General features: G+C 61.1%; 12 protein-coding genes. 4 read left to right on the forward strand and 8 right to left on the reverse strand.

Translation table 11 applies throughout. The features are described 5' to 3' along the window. Nucleotides 1-18 precede the first annotated feature (18 nt). The 5 genes from HDC30_RS25590 to HDC30_RS25610 all read right to left on the reverse strand — a co-directional run bounded on the left by HDC30_RS25590 (nt 19) and on the right by HDC30_RS25610 (nt 5,968). The gene (locus HDC30_RS25590) at nt 19-750 is read right to left on the reverse strand and encodes a carbonic anhydrase (protein WP_098966495.1); all 732 of its coding nucleotides are present in this window, start codon (nt 748-750) and stop codon (nt 19-21) included. Between the two features lie 237 nt (nt 751-987). Then, nucleotides 988-2,046 carry a PA0069 family radical SAM protein gene (locus HDC30_RS25595; protein WP_183785670.1) on the reverse strand — a complete coding sequence of 353 codons (1,059 nt, stop codon included), beginning with the start codon at nt 2,044-2,046 and terminating at the stop codon, nt 988-990. Between the two features lie 74 nt (nt 2,047-2,120). Further along, nucleotides 2,121-3,422: a cytochrome c gene (locus HDC30_RS25600; protein ID WP_183785672.1), complete on the reverse strand. Its 1,302-nt coding sequence runs from the start codon at nt 3,420-3,422 to the stop codon at nt 2,121-2,123. A 12-nt stretch (nt 3,423-3,434) separates the two neighbouring features. Next, on the reverse strand, nt 3,435-5,219 hold the full coding sequence (locus HDC30_RS25605; protein WP_047597066.1) for a GMC family oxidoreductase: 1,785 nt from the start codon (nt 5,217-5,219) through the stop codon (nt 3,435-3,437). 2 nt (nt 5,220-5,221) lie between these two features. After that, nucleotides 5,222-5,968: a gluconate 2-dehydrogenase subunit 3 family protein gene (locus HDC30_RS25610; protein ID WP_183785674.1), complete on the reverse strand. Its 747-nt coding sequence runs from the start codon at nt 5,966-5,968 to the stop codon at nt 5,222-5,224. Nucleotides 5,969-6,279: 311 nt separating this feature from the next. Here HDC30_RS25610 and HDC30_RS25615 point away from each other — a divergent pair, with 311 nt between their 5' ends. Further along, on the forward strand, nt 6,280-6,924 hold the full coding sequence (locus tag HDC30_RS25615; protein ID WP_096797308.1) for a dual specificity protein phosphatase family protein: 645 nt from the start codon (nt 6,280-6,282) through the stop codon (nt 6,922-6,924). 45 nt (nt 6,925-6,969) lie between these two features. On the opposite strand, the gene HDC30_RS25620 is transcribed toward HDC30_RS25615, so the two are convergent. Continuing rightward, on the reverse strand, nt 6,970-7,254 hold the full coding sequence (locus tag HDC30_RS25620; protein WP_007962808.1) for a YheV family putative zinc ribbon protein: 285 nt from the start codon (nt 7,252-7,254) through the stop codon (nt 6,970-6,972). After that, nucleotides 7,251-9,329 carry an oligopeptidase A gene (gene prlC / locus HDC30_RS25625; RefSeq protein ID WP_183785676.1) on the reverse strand — a complete coding sequence of 693 codons (2,079 nt, stop codon included), beginning with the start codon at nt 9,327-9,329 and terminating at the stop codon, nt 7,251-7,253. Before prlC ends, HDC30_RS25620 begins: the two co-directional genes overlap by 4 nt. Nucleotides 9,330-9,391: 62 nt before the next feature. Between prlC and HDC30_RS25630 the strand changes: the two genes are divergently transcribed. Further along, nucleotides 9,392-9,937, forward strand: coding sequence for a gamma carbonic anhydrase family protein (locus HDC30_RS25630; protein WP_003220373.1), 546 nt, complete (start codon nt 9,392-9,394; stop codon nt 9,935-9,937). Between the two features lie 28 nt (nt 9,938-9,965). Continuing rightward, nucleotides 9,966-10,616, forward strand: a complete 651-nt coding sequence (locus tag HDC30_RS25635) for an HAD family hydrolase (protein ID WP_183785677.1) — start codon at nt 9,966-9,968, stop codon at nt 10,614-10,616. A gap of 109 nt (nt 10,617-10,725) precedes the next feature. Here HDC30_RS25635 and HDC30_RS25640 read toward each other — a convergent pair whose 3' ends face one another. After that, nucleotides 10,726-11,802 (reverse strand): aminopeptidase, encoded by a 1,077-nt coding sequence (locus HDC30_RS25640; protein WP_183785679.1) that lies wholly within the window; start codon nt 11,800-11,802, stop codon nt 10,726-10,728. 58 nt (nt 11,803-11,860) lie between these two features. Between HDC30_RS25640 and HDC30_RS25645 the strand changes: the two genes are divergently transcribed. Then, nucleotides 11,861-12,283, forward strand: coding sequence for a hypothetical protein (locus HDC30_RS25645; protein WP_027610207.1), 423 nt, complete (start codon nt 11,861-11,863; stop codon nt 12,281-12,283). The last annotated feature ends 23 nt before the right edge of the window (nt 12,284-12,306 follow it).

Genomic DNA, 12,306 nt, shown 5'->3' on the forward strand with positions numbered 1-12,306 from the left:
ACAGATTTTTAGGAGGATTTAGAAGCGCGCTTTGGGCGTCGCCACCGGAATCGGATGGCTGCCGTCGAGCGGCAGGAAGCGTCCCTGATCCGCGTCGTAAGCCTTGATTTCGCTGGTTTCGATGTTGTAGACCCAGCCATGGATGAACAGTTGACCGTTCGCCATGCGTGAGGCTACCGAAGGATGGGTACGCAAGTGCTGCAGTTGGGCGATGACGTTCTCCTCGGTGAGGATCGGCATGCTTTCTTTTTCGTCGGTGCAATTACAGTTTTCGTGCACCATGGTTTTTGCCACTTCGGCGTGGCGCAACCAGGCTTTGACCGTCGGCATTTTTTCCAGGCTGTCCGGGTTGAGTACCGCACGCATGGCACCGCAATCGGAGTGGCCGCAGATGATGATGTGCTGCACGCCCAGTGCCAGCACCGCGTATTCGATGGCGGTGGAAACGCCGCCGTTCATCTGGCCGTAAGGCGGCACGACGTTGCCGACGTTACGGGTCACGAACAGATCGCCCGGCGAACTCTGGGTGATCAGCTCGGGCACGATGCGCGAGTCGGCGCAGGTGATGAACATTGCCCGTGGCGATTGCGCCGTGGCGAGTTTCTTGAAGAGTTCTTCCTGCTGCGGGAAGACCTCATGATGAAAATGCAAAAAGCCGTCAACGATCGTACGCAACGCTGCATCGGCGGATTCCGCCCCAGGGACGGCTTGCGCCGACGCAGCCAACGGCTGTTTATCCTTGTCACTCATGATTCATCCTCTTTGGCGGATTCGGGGAGTCGTTCCCGTGTATTCCGGTATGAAGCCAGTGGCTGTTTAAAACATCCGGGTCATCCAGACCCGTCAGTCACTCGATGAACAAGGTAGCCGCCGAAACTTAACTCAAACTGAATCGAGCGCTCTAGAACGTGTGTTCCAGGTCACAAAAAACGTGACTGAGGCATTTCGACGGAAGGATTCCAACCCGGCAACCATAGGCAATTGTCGCTAAATCAACGACATCTGGCGACCCGGCGGACAGAAGGCCGTGCAGTCCAGGTTATAGCCCTCACGGTGGTTTAAACCGAGACGTTTAATGGCTTTGGCGAAACGTTGCGCGAGCAGGTCGGCGAACGGCCCCTCGCCGCGCATCCGCGCACCGAACCGCCTGTCGTAGAGCTCACCACCTCGGCTCTGGCGGATCAGGCTCAGGACATGGGCCGCGCGCTGCGGATAGTGCGCCTGCAACCATTCCTCGAACAACGGCGCCACTTCCAGCGGCAGGCGCAGCATCATGTACGCGGCGCTTTGCGCACCAGCCGCATGGGCTTCGGTCAGCAGGCTTTCGATTTCGCTGTCGTTGATCATCGGGATCATCGGCGAACACAGCACCCCCACCGGAATGCCTGCTTCGCGCATCACCCGGATCGCCCGCAGCCGTGCTTTCGGTGCAGCGGCACGGGGTTCGAGGATGCGTTTGAGTTCATCGTCCAGCGTGGTCAGGCTGATCATCACCGCCACCAGCCGTTGCTGCGCCAGCTCGGTGAGCAGGTCGAGGTCGCGCAGAATCAGCGAACCCTTGGTAACGATGGTCACCGGGTGCCGGTAGCGCAGCAGTACTTCGAGGGTCTGCCGGGTAATCCTGTGCTCGCGCTCGATAGGCTGATACGGATCGGTGTTGGAGCCAAGATTGATCGGCGCGCATTGGTAACCGCGTTTGCTCAACTGTTCCTCAAGCACCTGGGCGGCGTTGGTCTTGGCGATCAGCCGAGTTTCGAAATCCAGCCCCGGCGACATGTCCCAATAGGCGTGGCTGGGTCGCGCGTAGCAATAGATGCAACCGTGCTCGCAGCCGCGATAGGGGTTGATTGAGCGATCGAAGGGCAGGTCTGGCGAGGTGTTGCGGGTGATGATGGTTTTCGCGGTTTCGATCATCACCTCGGTGTTCTGCGTTTCGGGCACTTCCTGATACCAGCCGTCGTCCTCGGCCACCGAACGGTTCGGCGCAAAGCGGTTGTGCGGGTTGGTCGCGGTGCCGCGGCCCCGTGGTGGCAATGGAGTAGACATGAAAACGCCCCGATACTGTGTGTATATACAGTATCGGGGCGTTGCTCATCTGGCTAGTGCCGTCGGGCGACTGGTCAGTTGTGTTGCGTGACCTGACCGAGGTCATCGCCGGAGGTGTGCTTCATATCCTCCTTACGCAACTCGGCGACGTCAGCGGCTTTCACCGGCGCACCTTTGTTGCCCCAGCTGCCACGGATGAAACTCACCACATCCGCCACTTCCTGATCCGACAACCGCCAGGCGAAACCCGGCATGGTGAAGGTCGAGGGTGCCGTGTGCGTCGCCGGCAAGGTACCGCCCTTGAGCACGATGTGGATCAGCGAGGTCGGGTCTTCCGATTGCAGCACCGGATTGCCCGCCAGCGCTGGGAACACCCGGGTGTAGCCATGGCCGTCGGTACGGTGGCAGGCCGCGCAGTTGTCGATGTACACCGCTGCGCCGCGCTGGCTGTCGTCGCCGTTCCACAGGGCTTTGGCCGCTTTCTCGTCGTACTGGTGCGGCTGATCGTTTGGATCAACTGCCGGCAGCGACTTGAGGTAGCGGGCGATCGCGGTCAGGTCGGCGTCGGTCATGTATTGCATGCTGTGGGTGACCACATCGCTCATGCCGCCGAACACTGCACTGCGGTCGCTGCGGCCGGTCTTGAGGAACTGCACCAGCTGCGCTTCGCTCCAGCTGCCCAGGCCATCCTTGTGATCACCGCGCAGACTTTTGGCGATCCAGCCTTCCAGCGGCGCACTGCCGGCGAGGAAGTTCTTGCCGTCCGCCGCGCTCAGGGATTTTTCCTGCATGGTCAGGGCCCGTGGCGTATGGCAGGCGCCGCAATGGCCGAGGCCTTCGACCAGGTAGGCGCCGCGATCAATCACCGGATCATCCGAGGTGGCCTTGTAGTCCTCGACCTTCGGCGCGAACAGCCAGCGCCAGCCCATCAGCGGCCAGCGCATGCTCAGCGGCCATGGGATGTCGCTGGCCTTGTTCTCCTGCGCCACCGGTTCGACACCGTGCATGAAGTAGGCGTACAGCGCCTGCATGTCGGTTTCGCTGACACGGGCGTAGGACGGATACGGCATCGCCGGGTACAAGGTACTGCCGTTTTTCGCCACGCCATGGCGCACGGCTTTGTCGAAGTCCTCAAAGCTGTAATCGCCGACACCGGTTTTGTCCGGGGTGATGTTGGTCGAGTAGATCGTGCCGATCGGCGTTTCCATCGGCAGGCCGCCGGCGAACGGCTTGCCGCCCTTGGCGGTGTGGCAGGCCACGCAGTCACCCGCGCGGGCGAGATATTCGCCTTGTTTGATCAACGTTTGATCGACGTCGGCTGCGTGCACGGCAGCACTGCCGAGCAGGGCCAGGGTGGCGATAACGAGATTTTTCATGGTCATCGCTCCTTATGCCTGAACCAGCGGGCCGGGGTTTTTCAGGTACTGCTCGCGGATCGCCTTGGCCGACCAGTAGGTCAACGCCGCCACCAGCCCGGTCGGGTTGTAACCCAAGCCTTGCGGGAACGCCGACGCACCTGGCACGAACACGTTGTGCACGTCCCAGCTCTGCAGGTAACGGTTCAGGGCACTCTTCTTCGGATCGGTACCCATGATTGCGCCACCGTTGAGGTGGGTGGTCTGGTAGGCCGCGGTGTTGAAATGATCACCGACCTGCTTGCCGATCACCGCGATGGCTTTCGGGCCCATGGCTTGAGCGACCTTGCCCATTTTCTCGACCATGAAGCGGTTCATCTTGATGTCGTTTTCCTGCCAGTCGAAGGTCATGCGCAGCAGCGGCAAGCCGTAGGCATCGCGATACACCGGATCCAGATCGAGGTAGTTGCCACGGTAGGACTGATGCGCGCCGTGGGCATCCATCGACACCTGGTGGGTGTAGTAATCGGCGGTCGCGCGTTTCCACTGGCTGCCCCAGGCCGGGGTGCCGGGCGGGTTCGAGGTGCCGGCAATCGGCCGGCTGCCCGCCTGGTTGACCCACATTGGCGAGCCGCCGACGAAGCCGTGCGGGCCGTGATCGAAGTTGTCGGCGTTGAAGTCATCCAGCGCCACACCGTTGCCGCCGGCACCGATGAAGTTGTTGGTGTGGGTGTCCTTGTCGAAGAACGCCTTGATGGTCGCCATGTTCTGGTAGGCGAAGTTACGCCCGACCACGCCTTCGCCGCTGATCGGGTCGTACGGCTTGCCGATGCCCGAGAGCAGCATCAGGCGCACGTTGTGCAGCTGGAAGGCGCCGAGGATCACCAGATCCGCCGGTTGCTCGATCTCGCGGCCCTGGCCGTCGATGTACGTCACGCCGGTGGCCTTGGACTTGGTGCTGTCGAGGTTGACCCGCAGCACATGCGAGTTGGGCCGCAGCTCGAAATTCGGCAGTGGCTTGAGCGCCGGCAGAATGTTTACGTTCGGCGAGGCCTTGGAGTACATGTAGCAAACGTAACCGCTGCAGAACCCGCAGAAGTTGCACGGGCCCATCTGTGCGCCGTAGGGATTGGTGTACGGGCCTGAGGTATTCGCGGAGGGCAGGTTGTAGGGTTTGTAACCGACCTCTGTCGCCGCTTTGCCGAACAGTTGTGCGGAAACGGTGTTCTTCTGCGCTTCCAGCGGGAACGGATTGGAGCGATCCGGTGCGTAAGGGTTACCGCCCTTGCCCTGACCGACCAGTTGGCCCTTCACGGTCCAGGCCTGGCCGGAGGTGCCGAAGACCTTTTCGGCGAAATCGAAGAACGGCTCCAGCTCTTCATAGCTGACGCCGAAGTCCTGGATGGTCATGTCCTTGGGGATAAAACTTTTGCCGTAACGCTCTTCGTAGTGGCTGCGCATGCGTAGCTCGATCGGATCGACGCGAAAGTGCACGCCCGACCAGTGCAAACCGGCGCCGCCGACGCCATTGCCCGGCAGAAACGCACCCAACTGGCGGTTCGGCAGGGCGATGTCGTTGACGCTGTGGCGGATGGTGACGGTTTCTTTCGAGATGTCCTGAAAGAGTTTTTTGCGCACGCTGTAGGTGAGTTCGTCGATCACCTGTGGATAGTTGCCGTCGGGGTAGGTGTCCTGCATCGGCCCGCGCTCCAGCGCCAGCACGTTGAGCCCGGCTTCGGTCAGCTCCTTGGCCATGATCGCGCCAGTCCAGCCGAAACCGACGATCACTGCGTCGACCTTCTTCATTACGGTTGCCATGCTCAAGCCCTCTCGCCGCGAATCGAAACTGCCGGGAAGGGGTATTGCTCGTTGCGTTCCACCCAATCCATGAAATCGGCGCGGGCGCCGGGGAAGCCGATCATGGTCCAGCCGACCATGCCTTTATTGCCGCCGTGGATCGGGTCGCAGAAGAACCCTTCCTTGGTGTTTTGCAGCAGCAGGCTGAAGAAAATCTTCGCTGGAACCGCATCGAACTGTGGTTTGCCGGCTTCGAGCTGCTTGAGCAAATCTTCTCGGGTAGCGCTGTCTTGCTCAGCAAATGTTTTACCGTTGAGGGATTTTGCCCACTGATCCGTGGCAGCGATGCCCAGGCGATAGATCTCTTTTGGCACCAGTTTGCTCTGCCAGCCCATCTCCGGCGCAGCGTCGGCGTTGAACGGACCTTGCATGTACCACAGGGCACCGGCGGCGTACGAGGTGTTCATCTGGCGGTCGATGTATTCCGGCACGCCGGCTTCCAGGGCACCCGGGCCTTGCTCGTCGTTGGGAATCAGGTGTGCCACGGCGGCGTTGATGAAGGCCCATTCCTCGGCGGTGAAATAGCTCGGCTGATAAGCGCTGGCGTCAGCTTTGGCCGGTGTTGCTGCGGGCGTCGACGGGGCCGCTTCAGGCGCCGCTTGCAACACGCTGCTGCCCAGACCGCTACCGGCGAGGGTGACCACGGGAATCAGGGTCAGGGATTTGCGCAAGAACTCACGCCGCGGGTTGTCTCGATCTGCGTCAGACATGGGGGTGCACCTCATCAGGCATTGATGGTTGTCCGCCGTTTCTGCGAACGGCGTGAGCATTTTTTCGTCGCGGCGTGGCCCGGTGGTTGACCGGGAAAAGGGGGACGCCTGCAACATCGTGTGACAAATGGTAGCAGGCTATGCATCGGGTTGAACCGATTCAGCGGAAAAAGCTGCGGTTTTTTTACCTGAGTGCTCAATGAAATCGCACGGATTCACGATTCTTTGACAAGTGCCTCACAGGGCTTTGACCGTCAGACGTGGAAGCTGCGAGGCCTTTCATTGATGAATTCCGATACGGTCAGCCCAGCATGTCTCGAGTGCGCCTTTTCCTTGCTTTGTGTTTGTCGCTTGTTGCCTTGTTGCACTTGATGCCGGCCCAGGCTGACGCCGCTGCAACATCGCGTCCGCCGGAGTGGGCGCAACCGGTTGAAGTGCAGTACAACCTGTTCCAGATGTCGCCAACCCTCTACCGCAGCGCCTTGCCGGATGGCGGCGCAGTGCCGTTGCTGAAGAACCTGAAAGTGGCGACGGTGATCAACTTCCTGCCGGAAGCTGACAGCAGCTGGCTGTCGGAGCCGGGCATCAATCAAGTGCAACTGCCTTATCGCACCAACCATGTCGATGACGCCGATGTGCTCAAGACGCTGCGCGCGATTCAGGCTGCCGAAGCCAATGGCCCGGTGCTGATGCATTGCAAACATGGCTCCGACCGCACCGGCCTGATGGCGGCGATGTACCGGATCGTGGTGCAGGGCTGGAGCAAGGAAGACGCGCTGAACGAAATGACGCAGGGCGGTTTTGGTGAAAGCGGCCATTTCAAGGATGGCGTGCGCTACGTGATGCAGGCCGATGTCGACAAGCTGCGCACCGCGCTGGCCAACGGCGACTGCAGCACCAGTGCCTTTGCCACCTGCTCGATGAAGAGCTGGTTCCAGTCGGTCAACCTCAAGTAAGCCGCACCCTCCACGGCATTGCACCGTGGAGGGTCATGCGCCGGCTCAGTCTTCGGACTTTTTCTTCAGCTTCGGATTCGGAAAGAACTGCACGGCCTGGACGGTCTTGTCCGGCGCCGGCTTGAGCGCGCTGGTATTGACCCGCGTGCCCAGTTCCTTCGGAACCGACAGCCCTTGCTCGTTCAATGTATCCGAGTAACCGCAGGCCACACACTCACGGTGCGGCACGCTGTCCTCGTTCCACATCATCAGTTTGTCCGGCTCGCTGCACGCCGGGCAGACAGCCCCGGCGATAAAGCGCTTCTTGGTAATCACAGGTGCCTCACTCATGCTGCTGCGTCCTCACTCAGGCCGCTATGGCGCAAGAGTGCGTCAATCGATGGCTCACGGCCACGGAAGTCGACGAACAGCACCATCGGGGCCTGCGAACCGCCACGCGCCAGAATCGCTTCGCGGAAGGCGCGACCGGTTTCGGCGTTGAGCACGCCATCCTCTTCGAATTTGGAGAAGGCATCCGCCGACAGCACTTCCGCCCACTTGTAGCTGTAATAGCCCGCCGCGTAACCGCCGGCGAAGATGTGCGCGAAGCTGTTGGGGAAGCGGTTGTACGCCGGTGGACGCATCACCGACACCTCGTCGCGCACGCCTTCCAGCACTTGCGCCACGCTGCGGCCGTCACCATGGGTGGCGTGCAGTTCGAAGTCGAACAGCGAGAATTCCAGCTGCCGCACCATCATCAGGCCGGACTGGAAGTTCTTCGCTGCGAGCATTTTCTCCAGCAGGTCTTGCGGCAGCGGCTCGCCGGTTTCGTAGTGACCGGAGATCAGCGCCAGGCCTTCCGGCTCCCAGCACCAGTTTTCCATGAACTGGCTTGGCAGCTCGACCGCATCCCACGCCACGCCGTTGATCCCGGAAACACCGGCGTGATCAACGCGGGTCAGCAGGTGATGCAGGCCGTGACCGAATTCGTGGAACAGGGTGGTCACTTCATCGTGGGTCAGCAGCGCAGGCTTGCCGCTGTCTGCCGGGGTGAAGTTGCACACCAGGTTGGCCACCGGGCTTTGCAGCACGCCGTCGACGGTGCGGCGACGGTCGCGGGCGCCGTCCATCCACGCACCGCCACGCTTGTTGGCGCGGGCGTAGAGGTCGAAGAAGAAGCGCCCGACGTGCTGGCCGTTTTCCTTGATTTCGAACAGGCGCACGTCCGGGTGCCAGGTGTCGAAGCCTTTCAGCTCGGCGATTTCGATGCCGTACAGACGCTGGACGATAGCGAACAGACCGCTGAGAACTTTATCGATCGGGAAGTACGCACGCAGGGTTTCCTGAGCGACGCTGTAGCGCTGCTCGCGGAGTTTTTCCCCGTAGAAACCGCTGTCCCAGCTTTGCAGATCGGCGCAGCCCTGTTCGGCGGCGTAGGCGCGCAGCTGCTGCAGATCCTGCGCAGCGAACGGCTTGCTGCGTTTGGCCAGGTCGCGCAGGAAGCTCAGCACCTGATCGCTGGACTCGGCCATTTTCGTGGCCAGGCTCAGCTCGGAGAAACTGGCGAAGCCCAAGAGTTTTGCCAGTTCCTGACGCAGGTCGAGGATCTCTTCCATGACCGGGCCGTTGTCGTTCTGCCCGGCGTTCGGACCTTGATCCGACGCACGGGTGCAGTAGGCGGCGTAGACTTCTTCGCGCAGCTTGCGGTCCTGGGCGTAGGTCATCACCGCGTAGTAGCTCGGGAATTCCAGGGTGATCAGCCAGCCATCGAGACTTTTGGCCTGCGCGGCGGCAGCCATTTGCGCCTTGGCCGAATCGGTCAGGCCGGCGAGGGCGGCTTCGTCGGTGATGTGCTTGGTCCAGGCTTGCGTGGCGTCGAGCAACTGGTTGGAGAAGCGGCTGCCCAGCTCGGACAGCTTGCTCTGCACTTCGGCGTAGCGCTTCTGTTCGGCTTCCGGCAGGTCGATACCCGACAGACGGAAATCGCGCAGGGCGTGTTCCAGAATGGTTTTTTGCGCAACGTCGAAACCGGCGGCTTCCGGGCTGTTGGCCAGCGCTTCATAGGCCTGGAACAGCTCGCGGTTCTGGCCCATCTCGGTGGAGTAGGCGCTCAGGGCCGGCAGGCACGACTCGTAGGCTTCGCGCAGTTCGGCGCTGTTGCACACGGCATTGAGGTGGCTGACCGGGCTCCAGGCAGCGCCGAGGCGATCGTTGAGTTCGTCCATCGCCAGTACCAGGCCGGCCCAGGTCGGGTTCTGGCCTTGGGTCTTGAGAATTTCGGCGATGGCGGCGCGGTTGTCGGCCAGGATCGTTTCGATGGCTGGCAGCACGTGTTCGGCACGGATCGTGGAGAACGGCGGCAGGTCGTAGGACTGCAGAAGAGGGTTGTTCACGCTCACGGTTGGCACCTTGGCTGGAAGAAACATGCGCCCATCTTAATTACAATCGACACTCACCGCAGCTATCGGCGACAGAGAGAGAACTTATCGTGCCCGTTCGCAAGTACCAGAATCACACCCCGCAACTCGGCAAGGGCGCGTTTGTCGACGCCTCCGCGGTGGTGATCGGCGACGTCGAAATCGGCGAAGACAGCTCCGTGTGGCCGCTGACCGTGATCCGTGGCGACATGCACCGCATCCGTATCGGCGCGCGCACCAGCGTGCAGGACGGCTGCGTGCTGCACATCACCCACGCCGGCCCGTTCAACCCGGATGGTTTCCCGCTGCTGATCGGCGATGACGTGACCATCGCCCACAAGGTCATGCTGCATGGCTGCAGCGTTGGCAGCCGTGTGCTGATCGGTATGGGCAGCATCGTCATGGACGGCGCGGTGGTCGAGGACGATGTGATCATCGGCGCCGGCAGCCTGGTGCCGCCGGGCAAGCGCCTGGAAAGCGGTTTCCTCTACGTGGGCAGCCCGGTGAAGCAGATCCGCCCGCTGACCGACAAGGAACAAGCCTTCTTCACCTACAGCGCGGCGAACTACGTGAAGCTCAAGGACCTGCATCTGGCCGAAGGCTACGACCAGCTCTGAATCGACCTACACCTGCTCAGGATTTCTCATGCACTACCAGACCGTACTGTTCGACCTCGATGGCACCCTGACCGACCCGCGTGAGGGCATCACCCGTTCCATCCAGTTCGCTTTGAGCAAACTCGGCATCGACGAGCCGGACCTGAGCAAACTCGAACACTTCATCGGCCCGCCGCTGTTGCAGGCGTTCATGCAGTTTTATGGCTTCGACGAGGCCAAGGCCTGGGAGGCGGTAAATTTCTATCGTGAGCGCTTCAAGGTCACCGGCCTGTACGAGAACCGTGTGTTCGGCGGCGTCACGCCGTTGCTGGAAACCCTGAGCGGCCAGGGGCGGCAGCTGTACATCGCGACCTCCAAACCTTGGGAATTCGCCCGGGAAATCGCCCGGCACTTCGACTTCGCCAAACACTTCAAGGTGATCTACGGCAGTGAGCTGGATGGCACGCGGACCAACAAGGTCGAGCTGATTGCGCACCTGATCGCCGAAGAAGGGCTGGATCCGGCCAATACGCTGATGATCGGCGACCGCAAGCATGATCTGATCGGCGCGCGCAGCAACGGCGTGGACGCGGCGGCGGTGGGTTATGGGTTTGGCAGTTTTGAAGAGTTGAGTGCCGAAGCGCCGGCTTATCACTTTGAGACTTTGGCTGAGTTGCATCAGGCGTTTTTGCGGCGCTGATGAAATTGCTTTCGCGAGCAGGCTCGCTCCCACGGGGGATTTTTGTTGCACCCCGCTTCAATGTGGGAGCGAGCCTGCTCGCGAAGAGGCCAGTTCAGCCAATGCGAAATCAGGATTCTGCCAGCGCTCTTAGTGCCGCCTTACGCTCCGCGACAGGTAGCCCGCCCAGCTTCTCAACCTCAACATAAAACCGCACCCAATCCCCCCCAACCTGCCTGAACAGTGCCGCAAACGCCGGCACCCACTGGTCATACAGCCCGAACGGCAGCAATCGAGCATTGTTCAGCGGCATATTCACCCAGGCGTCGTAACGCTTGTCCCCGGCCCACTGGCGGTCGCGCATCAATCGATATTCGCGGCGTAACTGCTCGAACGTCGCCGCTTTGCGTTCGCGCATCTGCTCGGCTGGCAGCGGCTGAGCGTAGAGCTTTTCCAGGCGCGAGCGCGTTTCCAGCACCAGTTCGATGAACTGATCGCGCTGCTTGAGCCTGGCATCGGTGTCCGGCGGCAGGCCACGAAACGCCCGCCACTGGCGGGTGCCTTCCTGCTCGACAAACGTGGCAAAGGACTCATTGAACTCGGTGTCGTCTTTCACATAGAAGCGCTGATGCGCCAGTTCATGAAAGATCAGCGTGGCCAGGCGCTCATCGCCCCAGCCCATCATCGAATTGAGGATCGGGTCATTGAACCAGCCGAGGGTTGAATAGGCCTCGACGCCGCCAATCGCCACGTCCATGCCTTGCAGGCGCTGAATCGCCGCTTCGCCCCGGGCAGCGCTCTGGCTGTAGTAGCCGCGATAGGCCACGCAACCGGCGATCGGGAAGCAATGGTTCTTCGGGGTCAGGGAAAACTCCGGGGTGGCGAACACGTTCCACACCACATACGGCCGGCCGATGTCGGCGTACAGCCGATAGCTCTGGTTGTCCGGCAGGTGCAGCTGTTCGCTGGCGAAGTCCCGGGCCTTTTGCGACTGGGTCAGGTGCGTGCGCAGGGTTGCATCGCGGCTTGGGTCGGCAATCACCTTGGCCACCGGCTCACGCGCGCGCAACAACTGCAACTGACCGCTGGCCAACTGGCTGTAATAGCTGACGCTGGAACAACCGTTGAGCAACAAAAACATCACCCCCGGAAACAAAATCCGAAAAACGCGATCAAGTAACCCATGGCTTGGAAGCGGCCTGCTCAAAATAAAAATCCTTTGGAAAGTCTGCTCGCAAGACTATCCCGCCATTTGGAGCTTCGCTATGCGCATGTTGTTGCTGACAGGAGGCCTGCTGACGCTGGCCGGTTGTGCCGGATTCGGAATGCCCGATCCTGACCCCTCGCAAGCCTGGATTGATCTCGATGCCCGGCAACAGGACACGGCGTTGCAAGCGCTGAAAGTCGATGACAAGGCAACTGTCGACAAACGTTATTTCGAAGTGCAGCCCGGCAGCCATGAGTTGAAGGTGCGTTATCAGTTTCCGGTCGAAGCCACCAACATCGGCCCCGACGCCGAACCGCTGTGGCGCGATTGTCAGTTGAAGGTGAAATTCAAGGACTTCAACGCCGGTCAGCGCTATCAGTTGCAAGCCGGCAGCATCGGTTTTCGGCCATGGGCCAGGCTTTATGATGAACAGCGCAAAGTCGTAGGGCAGGGCACACCCGCAGGCTGCCAGAAAACCTGATCGGGATTATGCTGGATGTCCAA

Origin of the sequence: Pseudomonas sp. JAI115, from assembly GCF_014200835.1 — a bacterium.
GTDB classification, from domain to species: domain Bacteria; phylum Pseudomonadota; class Gammaproteobacteria; order Pseudomonadales; family Pseudomonadaceae; genus Aquipseudomonas; species Aquipseudomonas putida_A.